This is a genomic window from Cellulophaga baltica, assembly GCF_900102165.1.
GTDB classification, from domain to species: domain Bacteria; phylum Bacteroidota; class Bacteroidia; order Flavobacteriales; family Flavobacteriaceae; genus Cellulophaga; species Cellulophaga baltica.
This window is the reverse complement of sequence record NZ_FNBD01000007.1, coordinates 87,267-111,350: the sequence shown is the minus strand read 5'-3', so window position 1 is coordinate 111,350 and position 24,084 is coordinate 87,267. Positions and strand designations below refer to the sequence as shown.

Below are 24,084 nucleotides of genomic sequence, written 5' to 3'. Positions count from 1 at the left end.
CTATTTAAGTAGATAAAGTACTAAAAGTGCAACACCTTATACCATTATTTATACAAGGACTAAAAATTACTATTTTGTACTTTGTGTATCTTCTACATTCTCAAATTTTTCATTCACTACAATATTTTTTTAGTTCCAAAAGCTTAAATATTCGGGTAAACGTCCTAATCAATTAAAATTTCTAAAATTTCTATAGCGGCATCACTTATTTTAGTTCCAGGTCCATAAATAGCAACCGCACCAGCATCATATAGGAATTGGTAATCTTGCTTTGGTATGACACCACCAACCACGACCATGATATCTTCACGACCATATCTCTTTAATTCTTCTAGTACTTGAGGAACAAGCGTTTTGTGTCCGGCAGCTAAAGAAGATACGCCTAAAATATGTACATCATTCTCTACCGCTTGTTTTGCGGCTTCGGCAGGTGTTTGAAACAAAGGGCCTATATCTACATCAAAACCAAGGTCTGCATAACTGGTTGCAACTACTTTTGCTCCACGGTCATGACCATCTTGTCCCATTTTTGCAACCATAATTCGCGGTCTTCTACCGTCCTGTTGTGCAAAAACATCAGCAAGCTCCCTAGCTTTTTTAAAGCTTTCATTGTTTTGAATTTCTTTAGAATACACGCCTGTAAATGTTTTAATAACTGCTTTGTGTCTATTGTAAACGGCCTCTAATGCATCACTAATTTCTCCCAATGTGGCACGTGCGCTAGCGGCTTCTACTGCTAAAGCTAATAAATTTTTATCAGGTTCTGAAGTTTGTTCGGTACCATCTGCCTTTGCTACAGCAGCATTAGTTAACTTTAATAGCGCAGATTTTACAGCAGCTTCATTGCGGTTTTCTCTAATTTGTGCCAAGCGTTCCAGTTGTTGTCTACGTACTTCTTGATTGTCAACTTCTAAAATATGCAGGGGATCTTCTTTTTCTAATCGGTAACTATTTACACCAACTATTTTATCTCTATTGCTATCTATTCTTGCTTGTTTTTTTGCTGCGGCTTCTTCAATACGCATTTTCGGAATTCCGGCTTCAATAGCTTTAGTCATTCCGCCTAATTCTTCAACTTCCTCTAAAAGAGCCCATGCTTTTTCTGCAATTTCATGGGTTAAGCTTTCTACATAATAACTGCCAGCCCACGGGTCTACCGTTTTTGTTACTTTGGTTTCTTCTTGAATGTAAAGTTGTGTATTTCTTGCTATTCTGGCAGAGAAATCTGTTGGTAATGCTATGGCTTCATCCAAGGCATTGGTGTGCAAGCTTTGGGTGCCCCCTAAAACTGCTGCCATAGCTTCAATAGTAGTTCTAGCTACATTGTTAAAAGGATCTTGCTCTGTTAAACTCCAACCACTGGTTTGGCAATGCGTGCGTAAAGCTAAAGATTTATCTGTTTTAGGATCAAATTGTTTTACCAATTTTGCCCAGAGCATTCTTCCTGCTCTAAGTTTAGCGATCTCCATAAAATGATTCATGCCAATTCCCCAAAAGAACGAAAGGCGTGGGGCAAATTCATCAATTTTAAGGCCAGATTTTAATCCGGTTCTAATATATTCTAATCCGTCTGCCAAAGTATAGGCTAATTCGATATCTGCAGTTGCACCAGCTTCTTGCATGTGATAGCCAGAAATACTAATGCTATTAAATTTTGGCATTTTCTGACTCGTGTATTCAAAAATATCTGCAATAATTTGCATGGAGGGTGTAGGAGGGTAGATGTACGTATTACGTACCATAAACTCCTTTAAAATATCATTTTGAATAGTTCCTGATAATTGTTCTAATGAAACACCTTGTTCTTGTGCTGCTACGATATAGAAAGCAAGAATAGGTAAAACAGCACCATTCATGGTCATGGAAACCGACATTTTATCTAATGGAATTCCATCAAATAAAATTTTCATGTCTTCTACAGAATCAATGGCAACCCCTGCTTTTCCAACATCACCCACTACGCGCTCATGATCACTATCATAACCTCTGTGGGTAGGTAAATCAAAAGCTACTGAAAGCCCTTTCTGGCCTGCTTCTAAATTACGTCTGTAAAAGGCATTACTTTCTTCTGCAGTAGAAAACCCTGCATATTGCCGAATAGTCCACGGTCTAAGGACGTACATGGTAGAGTACGGACCTCTTAAATAAGGTGGAATACCAGCTGCAAAATTTAAATGTTCTACATTTTTGAGATTGTCTTTTGAGTAGGATGATTTAATATCAATACCTTCCGCAGTTTCAAATGCACTTGTTGGAGTACCCGTTTCCTGCAGAGAAGAAGTATCTAGCGTGATATGTTGAAGGTCTTTTCTATTCATTTTCCAACCTTTTTTGTTCTAATTCTTCCGATAACCTTCGTTCTAAAATAGGTTCTATACTGCTTTTTCTAGGCTTATTTTTTGCAAAAGGGAATAATTCTAAATCACCCTTCATTTTATCTAAGCTAGATTCATATTTATTGGTGCCTACTAGTATTTCTTTTTTTGCATCAAATAACTCTTGCTCTTTTTGAGCACTTTCTTTAATTTTCTTTTGGATGGTATTTGTTTTCAACTGACTTAAGAATCCGCCTGCTTTTTCTAATTCTTTAAAAAGAGTCAATGCTTTTTCTGCCAGTTGTTTTGTAATACTCTCAATATAATAAGAACCGTCTGCCGGATTAGTGGTTTTATCAAAGTAGCTTTCTTCCTTAAGTACAATTAATTGATTGCGAGCAATACGCTCCGCAAATTCATTAGTTTTATGATAAAGCGCATCATAAGGAATATTGTATACGGCATTTGCACCGCCTAATATGGCCGACATGCATTCTGTGGTGCTACGAAGCATATTAGTATTATAGTCGTATATCGTTTTATTTCTTTTAGAAGTAACCGCCAATATGTTGCAATCTTCCGGAGCTCCGTACGCTGCCGCTAATGTCTTATAGAGTAGGCGAAGGGCTCTAATTTTAGCAATTTCAAAGAAGTAATTACTACCTATTGCTATTTTAAAATTGATGTGGAAATTTTGAATTTGTGTAGTAGGTATTCTGTTTAAATATTCATTTGCATGGGCTAAACTATAGGCTAATTGCTGCACGTGGTTTGCTCCTGCATTTTGGTAGTTTGTAACATCCAGTGTTAGTGCATTTGTGGTAGCTGCAATACCATCAAACTGCCTAAAATCTTCTTCAACACTTGCATACCAATTACCAGATTTTGTCAGGTGATGAATTAGATCAAAATTGAAATAGAATTCGGCTTCTAAGCCTTTTAAGTAGGCATGAGCATTAAGAATGTATCCAGAGGATAAAAACTGAAAGTCAAAATATAAACTTATTTTTTGTACATCAATAGAAGCTAGCAGTCCTTTAACCGAAACACGTTCATCGGGAAGTGTAAACAGGATGCTTTCAGCCCCTTTTTCTATGGCTTTAAGGGCTTTTTTATTTGCAATCTCTTCATTACCTGCGTATATACCTTGCGTAATTTTCCAAGGTTTTAAAGGCTTCGGGATAGCATTTTCTATAAGACTATCTTCTGAATTATAAAAGGGCTTTACTTTAATACCTTCTAAAGATTCCCAAACTAAACTTTCATTATAATCTTTACCTTTTAAATCAAACTGAATTTTTTGCTTCCACTGTTGGGTAGAAACATCGGTAAACTCCTTAAAAAGCTTCGTGTTATTCATCGTCCTCAGTTTTTAGGCTATCTGCATATTCTATTAAGTAGATTTCTTCGTTCTTTCTTTTTAGATAGTATTGTTCTCTCGCAAATTTTTTAAGCTCGTCCTGATCAGATAGTTTTTCAATTATAATTTTGTCCTTTACAATTTCATTCTGCAAGTACTCTTTCGTTTTCTCGAGTTTATTAATTTCTTTTTTAAGTTCAAGATGTATTAAAAGAGAATTGGTGTCAAAAAAAAGCATCCAAATGACAAATACGGTGAGCACCAATACATACATATTGGTAGCGATTGAAAACCACTTTTTTTCTTTTAACTCCTTAATTTTCATTGAGCACGTGTCGTAAGGTTACTAAATTACACCAATTTTTCGTTTATAATACTCTTTACAATTTCTACGGCAACAGTATTATATTTATTATTAGGAATAATAATATCAGAGTACTCTTTAGAAGGCTCAATAAACTCTTCATGCATAGGTTTAATTATAGACTGATACTTACTGATGGTTTCATCAAGATCCCAGCCGCGCTCATTTACATCTCTTTTTAAACGTCTGATCAAACGCTCATCAGAATCTGCATGTACGAATATTTTAATATCAAACATTTTTCTGATTTCAGGATTGGTAAGTATTAATATACCTTCTACAATCATTACTTTTCTAGGATGCGTAGGCACGGTTTCGTCTGTTCTATTGCATTCTAAAAAAGAATATACAGGCTGTTGTATTGATTTACCCTCCCGCAAATCTTTTAAATGTTGCGTTAAGAGTTCAAAATCAATGGAATTTGGATGATCAAAATTTGTTTTACGACGGTCTTGAAGCGTGAGATGAGATAAATCATTATAGTATGAGTCTTGCGAAATAACACCAACTTCACCTATTGGAAGTTCGTTAATTATCTGATTTACAACTGTAGTCTTTCCACAGCCCGTTCCTCCCGCAATTCCAATTATAAGCATTTCAATGAATTTTGTGACAAAAATAGGTATTTGAAATAGAATATAAAGTACGAAATGATAAATAGGATTAACGGATCATTGCTTTAAGCATATAAAAATCTAAGCATCTTAAATTTCTATTAATACTACATTTATTTAACAGAAATGATTACGTAAAAGAACCTTCTTAGAACTCGCTTATTGTTATTTTTGCAGGATGAAAAAAGAGAGTGCCAAACCTAATTTTGAGTTCATTGCATTAATGGCGTCTTTGATGTCTATTGTAGCCTTGTCTATAGATGCATTATTGCCGGCATTATCAGACATAGGAATAGCGATTAATACCTTAGATTCTACAGATCATCAGTTGTTAATTACTATGATTTTCTTGGGCTTGGGTGTAGGACAATTATTTTTTGGACCATTATCAGATAGTTTTGGTAGAAAGCCAATTATCTACATTGGTTTCTTTATTTTTATCGTTTCTAGTTTCATCTGTGTTTTTGCGAATTCTTTAGAAGTTATGATCATTGGTAGAATCTTGCAGGGTATAGGTTTGTCTGCTGCAAGAACTATATCTATATCAATAATTAGAGACACTTATGAGGGGAACTATATGGCAAAAGTAATGTCTTTTGTTACTGCATTTTTTATACTTGTTCCTGTGATTGCTCCTGCTTTCGGTAAAATTATTCTTGAGCATATGGGATGGCAAGCAATATTTTATATGCAAGTATTTTTTGCGCTAATTGTAGGTACATGGTTTTGGAGAAGACAAAAAGAAACCTTACATCCAGAATATAAAGTGAAGTTTACTTCTCGTGTTTTTATTAGCGGCGTAAAAGAATTGGTAAAGCATAAAGAGACTTTAGCTTGTACTACAATTTCAGGTCTTATTACCGGGGCCTTTTTAGTATATTTGAGTTCCGCACAGCATGTTTTTGAAGATCAATATAATTTAAAAGAAACCTTTCCTTATTTATTTGCGGCTTTAGCCGTGTCTATAGGGACTTCTACTTTTTTAAATGGAACCTTAGTGTTGCGTTTTGGGATGCGAAAATTAGCCTTTATCGCTTTGATTACCTTTACATCACTTTCTTTGATGTATGTGGCCTTATTTTGGGGCAGTGCTAATCCTAGTGTTCTGGTATTAATGATCTTCTTATCGCTAATATTTTTCTGTTTAGGATTTATTTGGGGAAATATGCGTTCTATTGCTATGGAGCCTATTGGGCACATTGCTGGAATAGGGGCGGCGATTACTGGTTTTATATCTACCCTCGTTTCCATTCCTATTGCTACCTACATTGGTAGTTATATTACGATAACTGTTTTACCCTTGTTTGTTGGTTTGAGTTTGTGTGGAATAACAGCAATAGTTATTTTCTTGTTGTTTAGACAGGGCCCTTCGGAAATTGTGGTTGAGGGGTAATTTAAATGTTCTTAATAGGGAAGGGCTATTAGAACTGCATGCTGTCTTCGCATTTAATACTATCCCAACGCTCTGCTAAGAAAGTTTTGAAGATGGCATTATGTTGTACTGTAGTACTCATCGTAAAATCTCCGCCATAAGCGTTTTCTGACCCACACATGATCATAGTTGCACCTCTCAGGGCATATTTTTCAGTGTCCTCATACATGATTATTTTTGAGGAACTAGGATCCATTCCCCCACGACAAACACTTATATATGGAATGCTGATTTCAGAAATTCCGTCCTCATCTACATCGGTAATAGTGGTAGCTTTTGCTAAAAACCCTATATACCAATCTACCCCAAAACATTCTGTATAGTCGTAAATTTTCCATTTCCTTTGATAGCTAGATTCTTCCTTGTTTTTGGTGAATAAATAGGCGTAGAGCTCTGCTTTATCTTGTACCATATAGTCTATTCCGTTATCCTCATAATCTTTCCAATTAAAATGGCCTGTTACGGTTTGTATTAAAAGATTATCTCCTATACCATCTTCCCATTGCAAGGCTTCTACAACGGTACCTCTAAAATCTATGGCTTTAGGAATATCATCATAGCTTAAGGTATCTATTTTAAGTTTGGTATTAGAATGAGCACTATCCCAAATACCCAACCACAAATCGGGTTCTAAAGTGCTAAATTTTTCTAAATGAGCTTCTGATTGTGCAGATATAATAGTCGTAACTATACATAGGAGAAGTGGTAGGATTTTTTTCATTGTGCAATTGTTTACGGAGCTAAAAGTATAAGTTTGTAGTTTAATATGAATAATTACGTGTTTGTTTGAACAGCATCCCAATCTTGATTTTGGTGGTTTGTAAGCCAATTTAAGGCATAATGCCGTTCATAAACTACACTAGAATTTATTCCTCCTGCAACTTCGTTCCCGCTGATTCTGGCATCTACGCAAGCCCAATTCATGCGGTATGTCTTATCCAGTTCATCTAAAATTTCAAACGGACTTTTTAATTTAACCATTTTTTCAAAATTTTCTCGTGAAGGCTGAAAAATGGCACTTACAATAGCGCTTACGTCACAAATTTCGTCTGGATATTTTAATTCTTCTGTTATTCCTAAGGCCCATAAGACTACATACAAACTTTCATAGCGCCAAGTGGCATATGCTCTTTCTTGATCGCTTAAGGTTGCTGCGTCATATATAAAAGTTTCATAGGGCGAAAAACTATCAATTCGCTTGGCTTCAACAATTTTTATTAAATGTTCTTGTTCCACACCCTCACCTTTAGCGGCAATAACGAGTAAGGCATAGGCTCTATCAATTAGTTCTTTTTCAGTTTTTACTTCTACAGCTACAGCATCAATAGTGCAGGGCAAATTCTTGTTCGTTTTTATCCCATGCTGTTCTAAAAAAGATTCTGATTTTTCTTTGCGTTCTATTTGTTCCTTAGTATAGCTTTCTGCGGGTTGATCGTAATATTTTGCATCAACATTTACTTCCAATTCTTGAATTTCGCAAGCACCAGTGTTATCTATTATTAGGTTTAAGTGCTTATCTGCAAAATATTGCCCTTGAGATTTAGCGAATAATTTGTTGGGTTGTGCAAAGATGTATGCGTCTAACTCTAGTGCTAATTCTCGTAAAAAAGTTTCAAATTCCTGGGTTATTTCTGGTGTTGCTATAAAAGCAATTTCACAATTAGCCGCCTTAACTTTGTGTAAAAATTTTTTTTTATAGCTTCATTTTTGGCTGGAAATGCTTGAATGTAATTGACCATACCTTCTAAGTTTTGGGTCAGGCCACACGCTACTTTATCAAGCGTGTACGAAGGATTTTTTCTTTGACGATAATTTAATTTTAAGGATTTCGCCTTTCTGAAAAAACCACCTTTAAGAGTTGCTGTAATTGATTTGTTTTCTTCCTGATCCTGCACATCAATATGCGCCTTTGGTACGTGCTTTTTTAGTAATTGTACAATTTTTTCAAATTCTAGTTTGTGGCTGTAAAGAGTACAATTTTCCATATAAAAGATAGGTTTTATGAGCTTTAAATTTCAAATGTTTTAAGGTTGGTACTACGTAAAATTTATTTCCAAAATTGCCACCATTTTTTTTCTACCGTGTTCCCCGATTTTACAGGATTTCGTTTATCAGGAGTAGAAATACCTCTTTTTTCATATTCCTTTAAAAGTTCAGACATTTTAGTTAACGCTTCTATATTTGTCCTAGCATTAGGTATGTTTATGATCTCAATAAATTTTTGATCCAATTCTGTTGTCGTCAATTTAGACATATCAATTTCTTGCTTTTTGCTTGCAGCAACTAAAGGCTTAACATCAATTGCTGATTCATATATAATTTCATTGTTATATGTAGCTGAAATAGATGCTTTTCTTTTATACTTGTCACCCCAATTTGTAATAGTATCCGTAGTAAGTATTTCATCAATAGCGTTTGTAACTAAGAAGCTTAGCAGTTCTGTGTTTTTTATGCAATTATCCGTAATTTTAACTTCAAAATCACCACTTAATTCATGCGCCTTTTCGGAAGAAAATTTACCTCTTAAAAATTGCTTGCAGGTATTCGCAATTATGGTAGGACTGTCATGTGTAAGTATAGCAACATACTTAGTTAGGCCTGTTTCATTATCACTTAAGGCTATTGCATTAAATCCTATTTCCTCAACGGAATAATCAGGATTTAAATTTGGTTGTAAGGGTATAATTATATCTGGATTTCCAAGGAAGGTAACTTTATCAATTTTCTTAAAAGCACCATTTTCTTTAGGTGAAAACATCTGACCAAGTGAAACTCCTTTTCCTTGAGTTACATCAAAACTATGTACGATAATTGTATCGACTCTTTCCTTTTGGTCATCACTCAGATATCCTTCGTACCCAACAATAAATTGTTGAAAAGGTTTTTCTTCTTGGGCTAAAACTTTTTTTGCATATTCTAAAGGATCACCATCAGTCATCAGCATCCTTACATACTCTTCATCTCCATTTTTTAAATACATGAAAGGAGCAATTTGGCCCTCCATATCATGACGAAGAAATATACCCCAATCAATTCCGAACATTACTAATTCTTCTAATTTTCTGTTTGAATTGAAAATATCCATGTTATAATTTTTAGTGTGGTTTATATATTCAATGTAGGAGCTAATTGGATAGTATGTGGTTTTTGTAATCAGTATTTTTTAGGGTATAAATTATTTTGGTTTTAGAATACACTTCTTGTGTAGAAAATATGTACGACTTGAGTTTGTCTTAAAACTATACAAAAGTAGAAGAGTAATGTGATTGTTTTTATTTGCGCTGCCTGTTAATATTATAGTTTTCGACGAACCGAAGCGTTATATATTCTCACTTATTAATTAAATTTTATAGATAATAAATTCATATAATGTAAATTACGCTTGTCTAAAAGTAAAGTTTGTTTTACATTTGATTATATTTAAATGAATTTTATATGAATAATAATTACCTCCTTCCTCATAAGTTTAAAAAAATGGGCCTTATTATGCTCATTCCATCTGCTATTCTAGGTTTTTTCGTACTCGTATTTGAATATGAACCTTATTATTTAGATTTCAATGTTCCAGCTATTTTTTTAGACGATATATTTGAAAATAAGCTAGTGTTTGGAATGGTGGAAAATAATATTTTAAATGAAATTTTTGGAATTTTGATTATTGTGAGCTCTTTGTTTGTTGCTTTCTCCAAAGAAAAATTAGAAGATGAGTATATTTCAAAAATCAGATTAGAATCTCTAGTTTGGTCTGTTTATGCAAACTATGGAACACTTTTGTTTTCTTTTGTGTTTATTTACAACTTTTCCTTTTTATGGGTTATGATATTTAATATGTTTACCATCTTGCTTTTTTTTATCATCAGGTTTACTTGGCAGATTTCCAAACTAAAAAAAGCAGCTCTCTATGAAGAATAATATAAAAGTTGAAAGGGCCAAGAAAAATATTACACAAGCTGATTTAGCAAAATTGGCAAAAGTCAGTAGGCAGACCATCAATGCGATGGAACTAGGTAAATATATTCCCTCAACAGTCTTAGCGCTTAGATTAGCTGAAGTTTTTAAAGTTGAAATAAGCCAGCTATTTACTTTAGAAGATTCTGATTGGTTATAAATGGGCTGTACATTTTACTCCAAAGCCATACTAATTAGGGATTGGTCCTATTACTTACGTAAACTCCAAATCTCGTAAATGGGGTTTCCTTTGCTAGATTTTCCAGAATGATGCCAATTGCCATCCTTGATCTGATAGTCAAAATCTAGGCTAGCACCAACTCTGGAATTATCTTTAGAGAAGAATTCGATGGATTCTGTATAAACGCCATTCTGTGTTGTATAGGTGCCACCACCTGTTCCCATAAACTGCTTGGTCTCGGTATTATAGGCAATCCATTGAAAGCGTGTTCCGGATAATATTTTCATGGTTTTTCTAGGAAGTGTAGTGTCTCTTGTTTGTTGCTCTCCATCTTTAATACGTCCAGACATTAACCAAGCTCCTTGTAAAGCTCCAGGACGGCCATCATCTATTTTATGAAATTGGATAGCACCTTCTAGTTTTGTCAGTGTAGAATTGGTTATTGCCACTTTAAAACTGACTTCAGTACCTATTCTTTTTGGTCTTTGTGAATCAAACTCAACTTTCTCAGTAATGGTTTCCTTATCTAAACGCCAGGTACCACCATTACAATCAATAAAAGCTCCAGTTGTAGCATTATAATTGGTTAATACTTGGTAGCCATCAGAAAAAATAACCACACTTTTAATCTGGTCTCCTTTATCATTGGTGTAATAGCGTTCCCAAGCACCTTTAATACTTTGGGCTTTTATGCCTGTAAAACATAAGATCGTAATCAAAACAAGTAGTATTTTTTTCATTAGATGCTGTTTTTAACGCTTTTTAAAAATACTAAGAAATTTATTAGGTTGCTTTGTTCTGATGTATATAATGCGCGTTTTTTATATAGAAAGTGTAACATTTTTTTTATTTGGCGTCCAATAGTAAATAGTTAAACTTCAATAGCATGCATGATTTTTTAAAAACTCTTAAACAAAAGTTAGTTCGTTTTTATCAATGTGAAGTAAGAACTTTCAATAAAATTCTTGGAATAAAATAAAGACAATTATAGGTGTACTTAGGCGCAGGCTACATATGTAGGTTTCGACCTGTTATTTCTAGTGAACGAGTATTTGATGTCAATTCAAATTTTTGATTTGAATTAATAGTAGTATTTTTGAAGCCTAAATAAATTTTTCAATAATACCCTTAGTTTATGCCATATCAAGAAGTGTTTGTTCTTTTCTGGGAACAAGTAAAAGAAAGTATTCAGGAAGGCCGCTTCGCTAAGTTAACTATGGCAAAGACCATTGGTAAGCCCGAATTAAAAAATATATTTTTAAGACCAGTCTATTCTGATAAGGGTTTTAAAGTATTGCTTAAGTTTAGATACCGGTCTAGAGACACAGAAGATCAAGAGCAAGAGCTCAGCTTAGAAGAAGCCTTAGAGGTTATAAAACCACATATTAAAAATCCTTTTTTATCGGTATTATTATTTACTACATCTAAAGACGTTATTTTTAAAGTTAACAAAAAGGGGGTAGGGAGTATTACAGAAACTTTTCCTTCTTTTCAAAACGTGACGCAGGCTAAGAGCGATTTAGAATAAGGTGTTGCTGATTTCAATTTCTCTTAGCGTAGTGTAAGTATGCAGGGTGGTACGGGTTTTAGTTGTATGTCTGGGTTACTCTTCTTTGTTCTGTAGAAACGGATTGTACATCATTATAGCATGATTCTCTACAATTATGGAGGCTGTCTCAGTTTCTCCTGTATTGGTTATCTTCACTATTTGGTTGTGTCTAGAATAACCACCCCAAGATTGTTGTTTTATTTGATGGTTACGTTCTACAACTTTATAAGATTCTTTAATTTTAGTATTAGAAAATAGCTCACCGTTTAAGTGTGTTTTATCTAACCATAGTTTAATTACAAAACTATATTTGGTTTCATTTTTAACTTGTAAATCTATATAATTATAGGATAGTGTAGCTCCTGCACCAAAAGGAACCTTCCTATTTACATCAGGGAAAACATCAAATCCATGGCGGTATCGTTCCGTAATTGTTAAAGGACTATGAGCAAAAATCCAAAAGAGAAGATTGCCCAATTGGCAAAGTCCGCCTCCAATATCTCTATCGATAGCGCCACTTTTTAATACCAGCCCTTCTAAATAGCCTTTCCTTTTTGTAGGACGCCCCACAAGTTTCCATAATGAGAAATGTTCATTCGGTTTTATTTCTATTTCATGCAAATGTTTAATGGCTATGCTAAGATTCGTTCTTTTATTCTCTTGCAGATACATATCTACATCTTTTAAAGGTCTTAATACGAGAGATTTGTGGTAAAAAACAGAATGCTCATGACCTTCATTGGTAGTCGTTTTTGCATAGGTGCGATCTGTAAATAACCAATGGTACCTTCGTTTGAGAATAAAGTATTCCTTCCCTAAAACTTGTCTTAAGTGTCCGCGATCTTTTGGTTTTTCAATTTCGTTCAAGAGAATTTATTTTAAAGATTAGTTCCACTGTTGCAGAGTATTTTTTAGTTGTACTCTTTCTATAGAATAGGTTTTAGACTTTTCATCTAATAAGGTAATCAACAATAGCGTTTTTTCAATCAAAATATTCTCGTATTACATTAGAAATTGATAGTTGAGGTTTTCACCGTCAATTATATAAACCCTTTATTGATTTTATGTTGAAACCAGTATTTAGTTTTCTTTTATGCTCCTGCAAGCATTTCTCTGATGCTGTTTGCGCTTTCTGTTTCTGCAATCCAATCTTTGGTGATATTTTTGGTATCTTCAGTTTCAAAGCGTTTTATACCCATAATTAAATCCTCCTTCAAGGCAGGTAGTGTTATTGTTTTAGAAGTATTTTGAAAGACTAATTCAGCTTTATAAACTCCCGGAATAAAACTAAAAATAACGCGCCAAAAATTATCAGGTTGCTTCCTGTCTATGATTTTATAGATGGTACCTTTACAATCGGCAACTTCTTTATTTAGATAAAACTGATTAAAAATGGTAGTTTTTGGAGTGTAAATATAGGGGGTCTCAAGCGGAATACCTTCTTCTGTGTCAGACCAGTTTTTACTGTTGATTCTGATAACAGGAAATTCAATTTGATCCATATATTTTTATGTTTAAGGTTACGACGTCCATATTAGTTGTTGTAGCTTTCTTTTAAATAACATTTTTTTCGTGTTTGGCTCCGCACTTTGGGCATTCGCAAATATGCATATTGTCTATTTTTTTTTGTTTATCCGTTTGTACCTTATCTATAAAAGCAGAACTTATGATACCTGTGGGTAAAGCAATGAAGCCTATTCCTATTAACGCAATAATAGCACTTAATATTTTCCCAACGCCAGTTACTGGATACACATCACCATAACCAACGGTAGTAAGTGTGGCCACAGACCACCATAATGCTTGTCCTATATTTTCAAATTTCTCTGGTTGCGCTTCGTTCTCAAAATAATACATGAGGGTAGAGGATAGAATAAGCAGTACAAATGCTACAAATACAGTGATAGATAATTCAGATTTTGTTTCTTTTAGAACATTGGTAATTGTTTTCATTGATTTTGAAAGCCTACCTAATTTAAAAATTCTAAGTAATCTAAAGAGTCGGAGTATTCTTAAGACTTTTAAATCAAAAGGGAAAAATAAAGGCAAGTAGAAGGGAAGAATCGCTAGGATATCAATGATACCATAGGCAGATGTTGCAAATTTTATTCTTTTTGAAAAAGCGCTTCCCTTTTTATATTCCACGTCTGCAGTCCAAAGTCTTATAACATATTCTAAAGAAAAAATTACGACAGAAAACAATTCGAAATTCTCTAGAACCTGACTGTAATTGAATCGGATTTCTTTATAAGAGGCTAATATTATGGCTAAAATATTAAGGATGATAAGTCCGTATATAAATTTTAAGAATATTGGATTGTTGTTGATGAAATGGTGAACTTTCTTTTTCAATGTAAATGGTGTTGGTGGTTGATTTATTTAATTTTTAAGCAGTACCTATCTCTAAAGGCTGCTTTAATAGGATTGTTCTTGGATTGATTTAGTAATGTTCGTTTCTATAGCACCAGTATGTTTGGTGGTTTTTGTTTCTATTAGCATGATGGCACATTCTTCTTTAGACGAAACTCTGTGGTTAATTCCTTTAGGGACCGCATATAAATCTCCGGTTTTCATAATTTTGTTGGGTTCATTTTCAACTTCCATTAAAAGTTCTCCAGAGATGATAAAAAACAGTTCGTCTTCATTTTCATAATGGTGCCAAGGAATATCTTCGCCTTTAATTTTAGCTACTTTCACATATTGATCATTCACTGCGGTAAGGATTCTCGGTGAAAAATAGATTTGAACGCCGTTTAATTCTTCTTGTATGTTCATTTTTTTTTGGTGCTACAAATTGTTAGGGTAGTTAACAATTCTAGTTGTAGGATATTTTGGAATCCTGAAAACTAAAAATACTAGTTATTTTCTCCATAAAGCGCTGACTTTCTGTAAAATTAAAAATTATGCTAGAGGAACCAACGGTGTAAGCGTTTAAAAAATTAAAAGCCTATTGCTTTTTTTATTTCTGGAGATTGTAGAATGAAATTGGAAATATCTTTAGCCCAAATTTGATAGGTAATTTTAGACGGGTGTACGCCATCACTGAAAAAATCGGCCTTACTTATTTTGAGGTCATAACGTTTTATAAGATCTATAGAACTTACTGGTCGGGTATAATAATATACGTTATCAAAATCTTTAACCACTTTTTCTAATTCATCTCCTAATATTGTTACAAGATTGCCGATAGTAAATTTTATTAAGCCTGTAAAGGCAGGAAATTCTTTAATGGGAGGCATGTTAGTAAATATAATTGGAACGCCTTTGAATCTTACTTGAAGTCTATTAATAAGATTACGTACATCATGATTCCATTTTTTTGGACCATTAAGTTCAAAAGCATCATTACCACCGAGTCCAATAACAATTAAATCTATAGGTTGTTCAGGAATTTTATAAATTATTTTCTTGGCTACCTTTTTTGCAGTATAGCCACTTTTAGCAAATACAGTCCAATTTATATTCTTATGTAATTTGCTAGCTAGCTCATTAGCTAAACTACCGGTAAAACCTTCCTGATGGGTAGCTACACCCACACCTGCAATAGTGCTTTCTCCGATAGTGAGTAAATGAAACGTTTTTTCTGAAGTAGTTGTTGAAATTCCTTTGGGATTTTTTGCCTCGGGTAACCTTGGAACACTTTTTTTAATTTTTTTGCCTTGAAAATATAGAAGAGGTAATAATGGAATAGTCAAGATGGCTCCTAAAGTATATTTTAAATTCATAAGCTATTCCTAGATGCTGTTACTATTCTATTTTTTTAGATTTTTACTATCTACTATATCATATGATGGGGGCCAGTAAATCTTTAATATTTTCCTTATAATAGCTTGGCCGCATAGACAACAAGGTTATTCTAGAGGAGTTCCTACGGGATTGGGTTTATGCTCTTGCGCCGTTAAAAGCTCTTTCTCAAGAAGTTTTGGTTCAATCCATTGTTTATAGATAAAGAACTCGGCAATAGGGATAAGTACTATAATAAAAGCTAGTAGAAGTAAAGACTTTACCATGGCCCAATATTGATTACTTAGTAAAGAAGTAAACCAAGTGTCTAATTTTTCTAAAACGGCCATTTCAATATCTCTATGACCCACAGAAATTAGAAAATCCATTCCTGCACTAAAATCATCGTAAGCCATTACATCATCTAAATTGGTATGTGCAGCTTTTGCAACGGCAAGATTAAGCATGGCATACACTCCTGCTTTGTAAATGTCTGTACCATATTTTGTAATTAAATAATCAGCTATTTTATTTTTCCCTGAATCTACGAGCGAATAGCCAGAGTTGTGATTTTTTGATTCTTTTCTCAATTGAAAGATAAATTCATCAGACCGGTTTTTGGTATCTATGGCAGTGGCTTGTATTTTGCTAATGAAATCATTTTTAGATTCTTCGGTTTCAAAAGCAAAACCTAGAGTATTGGTGTAGATTCCAGTGACAATGTTTGTTTTCTCTTTTTCTAAGCATTTATAAATGCCACGGATAAGACCTATCTGCCCAAAAACATATAAGAAAGATAGTATGACAATAGGGATGTATAATTTCACAGCCCAGTTATAGTATTTTGGTTTTCTTTTGAGTAATTTTTTCTTTGCAATGGCTATGGAGTAGGTAAGTGAAATAGCGAAACCTAAAAATAGAAATAAGAGGGTGTTAAAAATTAAGGTGCCTGAATGTGGAATTACGGTATCTCTTACTATACTCCAAATAAAAGGCCAATCTATTTTTTCTAAATATTCCATAGTTGATTTCTGATAACTTACAATTAGCGTGCTTTAGTATTTTTAAAGCAAAAAATAACCACTAAGTATTTCCGTTGTCGTACTTAGTGGTTGTTCTTTATAAATTAATTGTATTTTTTCTCAGAAACAATATTTCCATTTTTGTATTCCGTTTCTTTAGAAACCTTTCCGTTAAGCTTGTAGTACTTCCATAGCCCAGTTTTTACGTGGTTTAGGTATTCACCTTCACTTTCAACTTTACCAGCAGCATTATACGTCTTAGCCGGACCTTTTTTTCTACTGTCCTCAAAAGTGTACATTTCTTTGAGCATCTTGTCATCTGTATAGCTTTTCCATTCACCAGATTTGTAGCCCATGGTAAACTGTCCTTCAAGAATAAGGGTGCCATCTTCAGAATATAGTTGATAAGGACCATTACGGTGCCCGTCTTTAGAATCTGCCACTTCTTTTTTTGTACCATTAGCATAAAAATTAACTAGATTTTTTAAGTAACTAGCCTCATATTTTTTCTCGCTAAGGATGATTCCTGCAGAGCTGTAATATTTACAAATACCGTCTAACTTATTGTCTTTGTAAAGTTCTTCTGATTTTAATTTCCCATTAGAAAAGTATTCCTTTTTAGAATAATCTTTAGCATCGGAGTAATTTTTTTCCCAGATTAAACGGCCGTCTTCTGTTTTTTGATTCCATTTGCCCGTTGCTTCATTATCTTTATAGTAAGATGTTTCTATAAGTTTTGTTCCGGTACCAGCATCTTTAAGGTGTGCAACCCATTTGCCATTCTTTAAATCACTGCTGTAAGATTCTATTTTTTGAAGAACTCCTTTATTGGTGTAGGTTTTCCATTCGCCTTCTTTCAGACCATTTTTATACATGAAATCTTCATATACTTTACCATTAGAATAGTAAGATGTGCTTTTGCCATCTGCTTGCCCATTCTCATTAAAGGTAATTTCTTGTTCTAATTTACCAGTAAAATCAAAATCTTTCTTAGTACCTACCATTTTACCATTTTTAAAAGTAGCTTGGGTATAGGCACCACTATTTTCTGCAATTTTATAAGCTCCTTCTAGCGGTTTGTTATCTGTTTTAAAAATAGTTTCTTTTCCGAATCTTTGAGTGTCTACATCGTTCCACATCAAATACGTTTCTTGTGCTTGTAGGGTAGATGCAATAAAAAGTAATAAGATTACTATGGTGTTTTTCATGATGGTAGGTATTCATTATTAAGTTCTAAAAATAAAGCTAAATAATTAATATCCTCAATTTTAATACTATTTTCTATTGATAAAGTAGATTTTAAACGCTTCTAATGAATAGATAATCATCTCTAGAAGCAATCAAAATGTTTGTTATAAAAGGCCTCTCGCCTTTATCTCTAAATATTTATTTATGGTGTTTATGGTAAGGTGTTCTGGTTTTGTAAGTATGGTTTGTATACCATATTGTTGCAGTTCTTTCTGCATTAATCGCTTTTCTAAAGAAAATTTCTCAGCAATTGTTTTGTGATAAATGCTTTGAATGTCTTCTGCATTGGTTTCTATAAGTTCTTTTAACTCTGTATTTTCAAAAAAGATAACTACTAATACATGTTTTTTAGCGATAGCGGTTAAAAAAGGAAGCTGTCTGCGCATGGCAGAAATATGTTCAAAATTGGTATATAATAAAAGCAGACTTCTGTGGTTTACCTTTCTTTTAATATGTGCGTAGAGCAAACCAAAATCAGAATCTGTAAAGGCCGTAGTGATGTTATATAGTTTTTCTAAAATAGTATTTAAATAGGTGATTTTTTGAACTGCAGGTAGAAAAGTTTCAATCTTTTTAGAAAAAGAAATCATCCCGGTTTTATCATTCTTTTTTAAAGCGACATTAGAAAAAGCTAAGGTTGAATTAATAGCATAATCTACTAATTTAAGCTCGTTAAAAGGCATTTTCATGACTCTTCCAGTATCTATAATAGAATAGATAGGTTGTGATTTTTCATCCTGGTATTGATTTACCATCAGCTGACTTCTTTTTGCAGTGGCTTTCCAATTGATGGTTCTAAAATCATCACCAGCAATATATTCTTTAATTTGTTCAAACTCTTGAGTGTGTCCAATTCTACGAATTTTTTTAAGCCCAAATTCGGTTAAATTATTACTCATTGCAAGAAAATCATACTGTTGCATTTGAATAATACTAGGGTATACCGGAACCATTTCATCTTTCTGAAATATATACCTGCGTTTTACCATTTTTAAGGTTGAAGAAACAAAAATATTTAAATTTCCAAAAACATATTCACCACGATCTACGGGGCGTACCGTGTAATCAAATTGTTTCTTATCTCCTTTTGTAAGCATCGTATGATATTCAAAATCTCTTTTTTGAAATTGTACGGGTAGCTCATCAATAATCGTGATAAGTACTTTGAAAGGGTAAAAACTTCTAAAATTTAAAGTGATGGTATTATGATCGCTATTTGATAGCTTCTGAGGGGCTATTCGGCTGGCATCGATGCCTTTTTTTGAGCGGTACAATAGGAAAATATCTAAAACAAAAAGACTTATTAGAAAAAATGTAGTCATCCAGGCAATAGGATAAAGCCATTTTACCCAGTACGACACAATAAATAACGCTGATAAAATAGCGATATACCTAAAAAAGGAATTATGTATGTAAAACGATTTTAAAAAATTCATTTGCTCTTAATTAACTACAGGTTTAAATGTAAAAAGGTAATGTGTACTGCCGTTTTTGGTGGCTATTTCAACTACCTCGGTATCTCAACAGATTCCATAATCATTTTAATTACGCTATCGGTACTCATGCCTTCCATTTCACGTTCAGGTGTTAAGATAACCCTGTGATTCAAAACAGGAACTAAAGCTCTCTTGATATCATTAGGGATTACAAAATCACGCCCATCAATAGCTGCAAAGGCTTTGGCAGCATTTAATGTAGCAATACTAGCTCTTGGAGAACCTCCTAGATATAAATGAGGATGGTTACGCGTTTTAGAAATTACTTCTGCGATGTATTTTATAATTTTTTCTTCTACTACAATCTCTTGAATTTTTTGCTTGTAGTCCATTAATTTTTCAGGAGAAATCACCGCGTTTATTAATCCTTGAGGTTTACTGCCTTTACGATCATGATGCGTTTGTATGATCTTTATTTCCTCTTCTAATGTAGGGTACTCTACCTTAATTTTGAACAAGAAACGGTCTAATTGGGCCTCTGGTAACGCATATGTGCCTTCTTGTTCAATAGGATTTTGTGTGGCTAAGACCATAAACGGTTCGGCTATTTTATAAGTAGTACCATCCATAGTTACTTGTACCTCTTCCATGATTTCAAACATGGCAGCTTGTGTTTTAGCAGGGGCGCGGTTTATTTCATCTATTAAAATAATATTAGAAAAAATAGGCCCTTTTTTAAATTCAAATTCAGAGGTTTTTACATTAAAAATAGAAGTTCCTAGAATATCACTAGGCATCAAATCTGGTGTAAATTGAATACGACTAAAATCTGTTTGTAACGTTTTTGCAAACAGTTTTGCCGTAACTGTTTTTGCTATTCCAGGTACACCTTCTATAAGCACATGACCCTCTACTAAGAGAGAAACAATCAATAATTCTATAAAATTTTCTTGCCCAATAATTACTTTGGCCAATTCTGCTTTTATAGCTTCTACCGCATTCTTTAAATCTTCTAAGGGTATTCTGTTATCAAAACTTAGATCGTTTGTATTGGTATCGTTATTTTCCATGAGCTTTTGCTTTAAAATTTTCTATGGCAGTATTGAGTTGTATCAATCCTACATCTGTTATAAATTCTTTGTGTTTTATTGAGCTGAAGATTAAAAACAAGTCTTTAATTTCATGTGGATCATGATGCGTTCTTGCCGCGAGATTTTCAAAAAAGTCTTCGTTAATTTCAGAGGTGTTTAAATAAAAATGAGACCGAATGTATTCTAAGAAGTAACTTATCTTGTGTTGTGCAATAGCTTTACGATCTCCCTTTTCATAATACATTTCTGCAATAGTCCTAGTGAATGCTAAAGTTTGGTTCTGTAATGGCTTAACAATGGGTACCGCCCTCTGTTTGCGTTTCCCTTCAAAAAGTACGTAGACCAAGGCTCCAATAATAATCATGTAATACGCCCATTTTAACTCTTTTGTATTTAAGAATATATACATGGGAGACGTATAGAATTTTTTGCCGCTTTTATAATAAGCGTCTATATAGATTGGTTTTTCTTCATCTATATACGATAACATTCCAGCCGTGTAATTTCTGTTATTATCTTTTAAAATAAAGTAATTAGTAAAGGCTATAGGGAAGGCTGTTAGAATAATTTTTCCTGCTCCAAATTGTTGTTGAACACTATTGGGGTATGTTTCAAAAACTGAATTACTCCCAGAACCATTAGATACTTCTCCGATAACCACGGTATTTAGCGTATCCAATTGGCTAAAATACATGGTGCTATAACTTTTTTTAAATTGATATTTTATTTTAGAATTTAATTGTGGATTTACCAAACGGTGCTGAAATTCATGCGCCAAACCTTCATCGCCAAAAAGGCTTTTTGTTTCTAAGTGCAGGGTGTCTAATAATTCTTTTTCAAAATTAGAAGAGGCAATAAATAAGGTATTGCCTTTAGCAGTCCAGTCAAGAAGAGCTTCCAATTCTACTTTTTGGAATGAAACCGAATTATTGATAAAGAGATACGTGCTTTCTTCTTCGGTACCTTTTGATTCAAGAAACTGAAAAGGAGGTACCGTAATAGGCGTAGTTTTTGTAAATTTCTGTTCTAAAATATCATTAAATACCTTAGTCCCATAAGGAATTTTATGTTGAGCCACATAAGATGGGAACCAATTGATTTCTTCTTTCTTATTATACTCTAGATATAATATGAGCGCAAAGGTGAGTATCCCTATGATGATATAAACGATGTTTGTCTTACGAATTTTCATTGATGCTCTTTTTTAAAGTAGCAAAAGCTAAGGCAGCTTTTTGATACTTGGGTTCATCTATCGTAAAATCACCATACCAAATATATTCATAGAGGCGGGTACTTGCTTTAAAGGGTGTTTTTAATTGGTTTTGGGTTAGTTCATTTAGATAATCTGAATTGGTCTTTTGCAATTCCCATTGAATCATATTCTTATCCGTAAGGAGTTTTAAAATCATCAAATATGAATATCGAATGGCTAAGCGGTACTCTTTATTAGCAACGGCATTAGCAATAAGATCATCAATATTTTCATTTTTAATAATATTTTCTTCTTCAGATAAGCCTACACTATTGGCATTGGTTGCACTGTTGTTTTGGTTGCGCAAATTCGTATTTACAAAAAAACGAATTAAGAGAAATATCAAGAATGATAACAAAAGGTACGGAAGCAGTTTTAAGAAAAAAGCTAAAGGGCCAACTGCAGCATCTATACCAAAGACCCATTCAAATATGCGTTTAAGGATATTTTGAAACCAAGCCCAAACATCATCTAGCCACGAAGCTTCTTTTACTTTTTCTTCATAATTAAAATCAGGATCACCTTGATAGGTGCTGAGGTCATCTTTTGTAATTTCTTTTACTGTTAAACGCGTATCGTCATAGCGTACAAGAGAATCTTGCTGCGCCTGTACTGGTACTAGAAAAGCACAGAAAATTAGAAAGAGAAATAGCAGTCTGCTCATAGAATTTATGAATCTAAGTCTCCTCCTAATTTTTGAATACGTTCCATAGTTCCTTCATTATTCTTTATTTCATTAAGGTCAAAATAAATAAAGGTAATAGCAACGAGCGATATGATATTAAGTAAGAATTGTGCGAGTGTAGAAACTAAATTAAGTACGATATAGATGGGGTCTATAAAATTTACGTCCATAGTTTCTGAATCAAGTTCTCCAGAAAAGATACCCATCTTGAAGTATTGGTAAATAATAGCAGGAATACTAAAAGCGTAAGAGGCAAAAGTAACAATAAGACCTACCACAAAAATAGTAGCAAAAGTCATCCACCAATAATCTTTGACTAAATCAAAACTGTAGCCAAAAGAGTCTGTAGCACTTCGTTTACTGTAGACCATAATAGCAAAACTTAAGGATAGCGGTACATATAAAAATATTCCAGGAATGCAGCAAAATAGAAAGGCGACCCCTACTGATAAAATCACTAAAATACCTAGCCCTATGAAACTCCAGAAATTCTTGTAGACATTCTTTCTAATTTCTGAATCGTTAATAGTTCCATTATTCTCTGTATAGGATTGTATGTAATAAAGTGTGGTAGCTTGTGAAAGTACATAGGTGGCAATACCAGAAAATAGTAAAACAATTGCAGCAATAACAAAAGCAACGCTTGAAAATACATCAAAAGGGTTAACGCCATACTCCGTACTCGCATTAAAATCGATAATAGAAGAGAAGCTAGAAAAATAGAATCCGTAACTAATTAAAAACACGGCCAAATAAGGACCTACAATTTTAAAAAAGGTGGTAAAAAAGGGCTTAAATTGTGTGCGTAAAAAAGCAAAAGTATCTGACAAAATATCACCTAGCTCACGCTTTTGCTTAAAGTCTATAAATTGGTTATTCATGTGGTTGGTTTTTTTTATGGAGTTGTATAGGGTAAATTATATAATAAAATATAATCAAAGATAAGGAAGCTAAGATGATGAAGATAGCTAACCAATCTGGCATTTCTGTGTGTCTTGTAATGAAGCCTTCTAAAAAGCCAGCGATGACAAAAAAGGGAATGGTACTCACTACAATTTTTAGTCCGTTTACTACGCCCATTTTAAAAGATTCTATTCTTGGGTAGGTGCCCGGAAAGAGTAAGCCGTTGGCTAGGACTAAGCCTGCGCAACCTGCAATAATAATTACAGATATTTCTATAGTACCATGTATCCAAATGGTTCTTACAGATTCCCACCCCAAGCCTTTTTCAAAAAAGAAATATTGAAAAGAGCCTAGCATTAAACCATTTCTAAGAAGTACATAGATAGTACCTACACCCAGCAATATGCCGTAAACAAAAGCCATGAGGGCTACTCTAATATTATTAATCGTTATTCCTAGAAACATATTAAACTCCCCTTGTTCTTTATAAACCTTCATAGGGTCATTGTTCTCTATGTTTTCAAGAGTCATATTTACATAGCCATCGCCTAAAATAGAACGGACAAAGTCTCCTTGGCTGGCCGAAGAGAAAACACCTACAGCAACAAAAAAACCAAAGACTAGAAAAGCAATTAATAGTTCTCGCTGGTGGTGGTAAAACATGGTCGGAAATTCTGTTTTCCAAAAGCGTACAATACGGTTCTTAGATTCTCGTTTTGTTTTATAGATTTGCCTATGGGCTTGACCTGCTAATGCATTTAGAAAAAATTCAGTATTACTTTGCGGATAGAAGGTCTTAGCATAACTTAAGTGATCCGTAATTTCAATATAAAGGTCAGAAAGTTCATCAGGATTTATTTCTGTTTTCTTTGCTAGGACATTTTCAAAAGTTGTCCATTTGTCTTTATTTTGTTTGACGAAAGCAGCCTCGCGCATTAACCTTGGGTATTTACTCAAAGAA

The 24,084-nt window shown here is 33.6% G+C and carries 26 protein-coding genes; 4 read left to right on the top strand and 22 right to left on the bottom strand.

The features are described 5' to 3' along the window. Positions 1-164: 164 nt before the first annotated feature. From scpA to udk, 4 genes are read right to left on the bottom strand one after another with little or no spacing between them, the layout of a single operon-like run. Positions 165-2,318 (bottom strand): methylmalonyl-CoA mutase, encoded by a 2,154-nt coding sequence (scpA, locus tag BLQ19_RS13100; RefSeq protein WP_074538652.1) that lies wholly within the window; start codon positions 2,316-2,318, stop codon positions 165-167. Further along, the gene (locus BLQ19_RS13095) at positions 2,311-3,675 is read right to left on the bottom strand and encodes a methylmalonyl-CoA mutase subunit beta (RefSeq protein WP_074538651.1); all 1,365 of its coding nucleotides are present in this window, start codon (positions 3,673-3,675) and stop codon (positions 2,311-2,313) included. The genes scpA and BLQ19_RS13095 overlap by 8 nt, the downstream gene beginning before the upstream one ends. Then, positions 3,668-4,000: an FtsB family cell division protein gene (locus BLQ19_RS13090; RefSeq protein WP_024480060.1), complete on the bottom strand. Its 333-nt coding sequence runs from the start codon at positions 3,998-4,000 to the stop codon at positions 3,668-3,670. Before BLQ19_RS13090 ends, BLQ19_RS13095 begins: the two co-directional genes overlap by 8 nt. A 26-nt stretch (positions 4,001-4,026) precedes the next feature. After that, complete coding sequence (gene udk, locus BLQ19_RS13085) at positions 4,027-4,635, bottom strand: uridine kinase (protein ID WP_024480061.1); 609 nt, start codon at positions 4,633-4,635, stop codon at positions 4,027-4,029. Positions 4,636-4,831: 196 nt separating this feature from the next. On the opposite strand from udk, the gene BLQ19_RS13080 reads away from it, so the two are divergent. Then, the gene (locus tag BLQ19_RS13080; RefSeq protein ID WP_074538650.1) at positions 4,832-6,046 is read left to right on the top strand and encodes a multidrug effflux MFS transporter; all 1,215 of its coding nucleotides are present in this window, start codon (positions 4,832-4,834) and stop codon (positions 6,044-6,046) included. A gap of 28 nt (positions 6,047-6,074) precedes the next feature. On the opposite strand, the gene BLQ19_RS13075 is transcribed toward BLQ19_RS13080, so the two are convergent. From BLQ19_RS13075 to BLQ19_RS13060, 4 genes are all read right to left on the bottom strand, one after another. Continuing rightward, positions 6,075-6,806, bottom strand: a complete 732-nt coding sequence (locus BLQ19_RS13075; RefSeq protein ID WP_074538649.1) for a M949_RS01915 family surface polysaccharide biosynthesis protein — start codon at positions 6,804-6,806, stop codon at positions 6,075-6,077. A gap of 53 nt (positions 6,807-6,859) precedes the next feature. Next, positions 6,860-7,549: a DUF4272 domain-containing protein gene (locus BLQ19_RS13070; RefSeq protein WP_074538648.1), complete on the bottom strand. Its 690-nt coding sequence runs from the start codon at positions 7,547-7,549 to the stop codon at positions 6,860-6,862. 176 nt (positions 7,550-7,725) lie between these two features. After that, a complete protein-coding gene (locus tag BLQ19_RS13065) occupies positions 7,726-8,070 on the bottom strand; it encodes a hypothetical protein (RefSeq protein WP_074538647.1) in 345 nt (114 codons plus the stop codon). A 62-nt stretch (positions 8,071-8,132) separates the two neighbouring features. Beyond that, positions 8,133-9,170, bottom strand: coding sequence for a hypothetical protein (locus BLQ19_RS13060; RefSeq protein ID WP_074538646.1), 1,038 nt, complete (start codon positions 9,168-9,170; stop codon positions 8,133-8,135). Between the two features lie 350 nt (positions 9,171-9,520). Here BLQ19_RS13060 and BLQ19_RS13055 point away from each other — a divergent pair, with 350 nt between their 5' ends. Continuing rightward, entirely contained in the window at positions 9,521-9,997 is a 477-nt protein-coding gene (locus tag BLQ19_RS13055; RefSeq protein WP_074538645.1) for a hypothetical protein, read from the top strand. Then, positions 9,987-10,193 (top strand): helix-turn-helix transcriptional regulator, encoded by a 207-nt coding sequence (locus BLQ19_RS13050; RefSeq protein WP_029445918.1) that lies wholly within the window; start codon positions 9,987-9,989, stop codon positions 10,191-10,193. Before BLQ19_RS13055 ends, BLQ19_RS13050 begins: the two co-directional genes overlap by 11 nt. A gap of 50 nt (positions 10,194-10,243) precedes the next feature. Here BLQ19_RS13050 and BLQ19_RS13045 read toward each other — a convergent pair whose 3' ends face one another. Further along, positions 10,244-10,954 (bottom strand): DUF4488 domain-containing protein, encoded by a 711-nt coding sequence (locus tag BLQ19_RS13045; RefSeq protein WP_074538644.1) that lies wholly within the window; start codon positions 10,952-10,954, stop codon positions 10,244-10,246. A gap of 395 nt (positions 10,955-11,349) precedes the next feature. On the opposite strand from BLQ19_RS13045, the gene BLQ19_RS13040 reads away from it, so the two are divergent. Beyond that, entirely contained in the window at positions 11,350-11,742 is a 393-nt protein-coding gene (locus BLQ19_RS13040) for a hypothetical protein (RefSeq protein ID WP_029445920.1), read from the top strand. Between the two features lie 75 nt (positions 11,743-11,817). Here BLQ19_RS13040 and BLQ19_RS13035 read toward each other — a convergent pair whose 3' ends face one another. The 13 genes from BLQ19_RS13035 to BLQ19_RS12975 all read right to left on the bottom strand — a co-directional run bounded on the left by BLQ19_RS13035 (position 11,818) and on the right by BLQ19_RS12975 (position 24,059). Beyond that, on the bottom strand, positions 11,818-12,630 hold the full coding sequence (locus BLQ19_RS13035; protein WP_074538643.1) for a VanW family protein: 813 nt from the start codon (positions 12,628-12,630) through the stop codon (positions 11,818-11,820). Between the two features lie 224 nt (positions 12,631-12,854). After that, positions 12,855-13,265 (bottom strand): hypothetical protein, encoded by a 411-nt coding sequence (locus BLQ19_RS13030; protein ID WP_074538642.1) that lies wholly within the window; start codon positions 13,263-13,265, stop codon positions 12,855-12,857. A 52-nt stretch (positions 13,266-13,317) separates the two neighbouring features. Further along, entirely contained in the window at positions 13,318-14,115 is a 798-nt protein-coding gene (locus BLQ19_RS13025) for an ion transporter (protein WP_074538641.1), read from the bottom strand. A 63-nt stretch (positions 14,116-14,178) separates the two neighbouring features. Beyond that, positions 14,179-14,538 (bottom strand): cupin domain-containing protein, encoded by a 360-nt coding sequence (locus BLQ19_RS13020; protein ID WP_074538640.1) that lies wholly within the window; start codon positions 14,536-14,538, stop codon positions 14,179-14,181. 164 nt (positions 14,539-14,702) lie between these two features. Further along, positions 14,703-15,488, bottom strand: coding sequence for an SGNH/GDSL hydrolase family protein (locus BLQ19_RS13015; RefSeq protein WP_074538639.1), 786 nt, complete (start codon positions 15,486-15,488; stop codon positions 14,703-14,705). A gap of 126 nt (positions 15,489-15,614) precedes the next feature. Then, complete coding sequence (locus BLQ19_RS13010; RefSeq protein WP_074538638.1) at positions 15,615-16,508, bottom strand: hypothetical protein; 894 nt, start codon at positions 16,506-16,508, stop codon at positions 15,615-15,617. A gap of 104 nt (positions 16,509-16,612) precedes the next feature. Continuing rightward, the gene (locus tag BLQ19_RS13005; RefSeq protein ID WP_074538637.1) at positions 16,613-17,716 is read right to left on the bottom strand and encodes a toxin-antitoxin system YwqK family antitoxin; all 1,104 of its coding nucleotides are present in this window, start codon (positions 17,714-17,716) and stop codon (positions 16,613-16,615) included. 144 nt (positions 17,717-17,860) lie between these two features. Beyond that, positions 17,861-19,192, bottom strand: coding sequence for a DUF58 domain-containing protein (locus BLQ19_RS13000; protein WP_074538636.1), 1,332 nt, complete (start codon positions 19,190-19,192; stop codon positions 17,861-17,863). A 71-nt stretch (positions 19,193-19,263) separates the two neighbouring features. Beyond that, positions 19,264-20,262, bottom strand: a complete 999-nt coding sequence (locus BLQ19_RS12995) for an AAA family ATPase (protein WP_025614610.1) — start codon at positions 20,260-20,262, stop codon at positions 19,264-19,266. After that, positions 20,252-21,475, bottom strand: a complete 1,224-nt coding sequence (locus BLQ19_RS12990) for a DUF4350 domain-containing protein (protein ID WP_074538635.1) — start codon at positions 21,473-21,475, stop codon at positions 20,252-20,254. The genes BLQ19_RS12995 and BLQ19_RS12990 overlap by 11 nt, the downstream gene beginning before the upstream one ends. Then, a complete protein-coding gene (locus BLQ19_RS12985) occupies positions 21,462-22,199 on the bottom strand; it encodes a DUF4129 domain-containing protein (RefSeq protein WP_074538634.1) in 738 nt (245 codons plus the stop codon). The genes BLQ19_RS12990 and BLQ19_RS12985 overlap by 14 nt, the downstream gene beginning before the upstream one ends. Positions 22,200-22,204: 5 nt before the next feature. Beyond that, positions 22,205-23,101, bottom strand: a complete 897-nt coding sequence (locus BLQ19_RS12980) for a hypothetical protein (RefSeq protein ID WP_074538633.1) — start codon at positions 23,099-23,101, stop codon at positions 22,205-22,207. Further along, positions 23,094-24,059, bottom strand: coding sequence for a stage II sporulation protein M (locus BLQ19_RS12975; protein WP_074538754.1), 966 nt, complete (start codon positions 24,057-24,059; stop codon positions 23,094-23,096). Before BLQ19_RS12975 ends, BLQ19_RS12980 begins: the two co-directional genes overlap by 8 nt. Between the last annotated feature and the right edge of the window lie 25 nt (positions 24,060-24,084).

Excerpts from the sequence above, each read along its gene's own strand:
- BLQ19_RS13000 (WP_074538636.1), bottom strand. The coding sequence starts at position 19,192 with ATGAATTTTTTAAAATCGTTTTACATACATAATTCCTTTTTTAGGTAT.
- BLQ19_RS12995 (WP_025614610.1), bottom strand. The coding sequence starts at position 20,262 with ATGGAAAATAACGATACCAATACAAACGATCTAAGTTTTGATAACAGA.
- BLQ19_RS12980 (WP_074538633.1), bottom strand. The coding sequence starts at position 23,101 with ATGAATAACCAATTTATAGACTTTAAGCAAAAGCGTGAGCTAGGTGAT.
- BLQ19_RS13055 (WP_074538645.1), top strand. The coding sequence starts at position 9,521 with ATGAATAATAATTACCTCCTTCCTCATAAGTTTAAAAAAATGGGCCTT.
- BLQ19_RS13040 (WP_029445920.1), top strand. The coding sequence starts at position 11,350 with ATGCCATATCAAGAAGTGTTTGTTCTTTTCTGGGAACAAGTAAAAGAA.
- BLQ19_RS13080 (WP_074538650.1), top strand. The coding sequence starts at position 4,832 with ATGAAAAAAGAGAGTGCCAAACCTAATTTTGAGTTCATTGCATTAATG.
- BLQ19_RS13060 (WP_074538646.1), bottom strand. The coding sequence starts at position 9,170 with ATGGATATTTTCAATTCAAACAGAAAATTAGAAGAATTAGTAATGTTC.
- BLQ19_RS12975 (WP_074538754.1), bottom strand. The coding sequence starts at position 24,059 with ATGCGCGAGGCTGCTTTCGTCAAACAAAATAAAGACAAATGGACAACT.
- BLQ19_RS13015 (WP_074538639.1), bottom strand. The coding sequence starts at position 15,488 with ATGAATTTAAAATATACTTTAGGAGCCATCTTGACTATTCCATTATTA.
- BLQ19_RS13090 (WP_024480060.1), bottom strand. The coding sequence starts at position 4,000 with ATGAAAATTAAGGAGTTAAAAGAAAAAAAGTGGTTTTCAATCGCTACC.
- BLQ19_RS13005 (WP_074538637.1), bottom strand. The coding sequence starts at position 17,716 with ATGAAAAACACCATAGTAATCTTATTACTTTTTATTGCATCTACCCTA.
- BLQ19_RS13010 (WP_074538638.1), bottom strand. The coding sequence starts at position 16,508 with ATGGAATATTTAGAAAAAATAGATTGGCCTTTTATTTGGAGTATAGTA.
- BLQ19_RS13030 (WP_074538642.1), bottom strand. The coding sequence starts at position 13,265 with ATGGATCAAATTGAATTTCCTGTTATCAGAATCAACAGTAAAAACTGG.
- BLQ19_RS12990 (WP_074538635.1), bottom strand. The coding sequence starts at position 21,475 with ATGAAAATTCGTAAGACAAACATCGTTTATATCATCATAGGGATACTC.
- BLQ19_RS13065 (WP_074538647.1), bottom strand. The coding sequence starts at position 8,070 with ATGGAAAATTGTACTCTTTACAGCCACAAACTAGAATTTGAAAAAATT.
- BLQ19_RS13020 (WP_074538640.1), bottom strand. The coding sequence starts at position 14,538 with ATGAACATACAAGAAGAATTAAACGGCGTTCAAATCTATTTTTCACCG.
- BLQ19_RS13075 (WP_074538649.1), bottom strand. The coding sequence starts at position 6,806 with ATGAAAAAAATCCTACCACTTCTCCTATGTATAGTTACGACTATTATA.
- BLQ19_RS13050 (WP_029445918.1), top strand. The coding sequence starts at position 9,987 with ATGAAGAATAATATAAAAGTTGAAAGGGCCAAGAAAAATATTACACAA.
- BLQ19_RS13095 (WP_074538651.1), bottom strand. The coding sequence starts at position 3,675 with ATGAATAACACGAAGCTTTTTAAGGAGTTTACCGATGTTTCTACCCAA.
- udk (WP_024480061.1), bottom strand. The coding sequence starts at position 4,635 with ATGCTTATAATTGGAATTGCGGGAGGAACGGGCTGTGGAAAGACTACA.
- BLQ19_RS13045 (WP_074538644.1), bottom strand. The coding sequence starts at position 10,954 with ATGAAAAAAATACTACTTGTTTTGATTACGATCTTATGTTTTACAGGC.
- BLQ19_RS12985 (WP_074538634.1), bottom strand. The coding sequence starts at position 22,199 with ATGAGCAGACTGCTATTTCTCTTTCTAATTTTCTGTGCTTTTCTAGTA.
- scpA (WP_074538652.1), bottom strand. The coding sequence starts at position 2,318 with ATGAATAGAAAAGACCTTCAACATATCACGCTAGATACTTCTTCTCTG.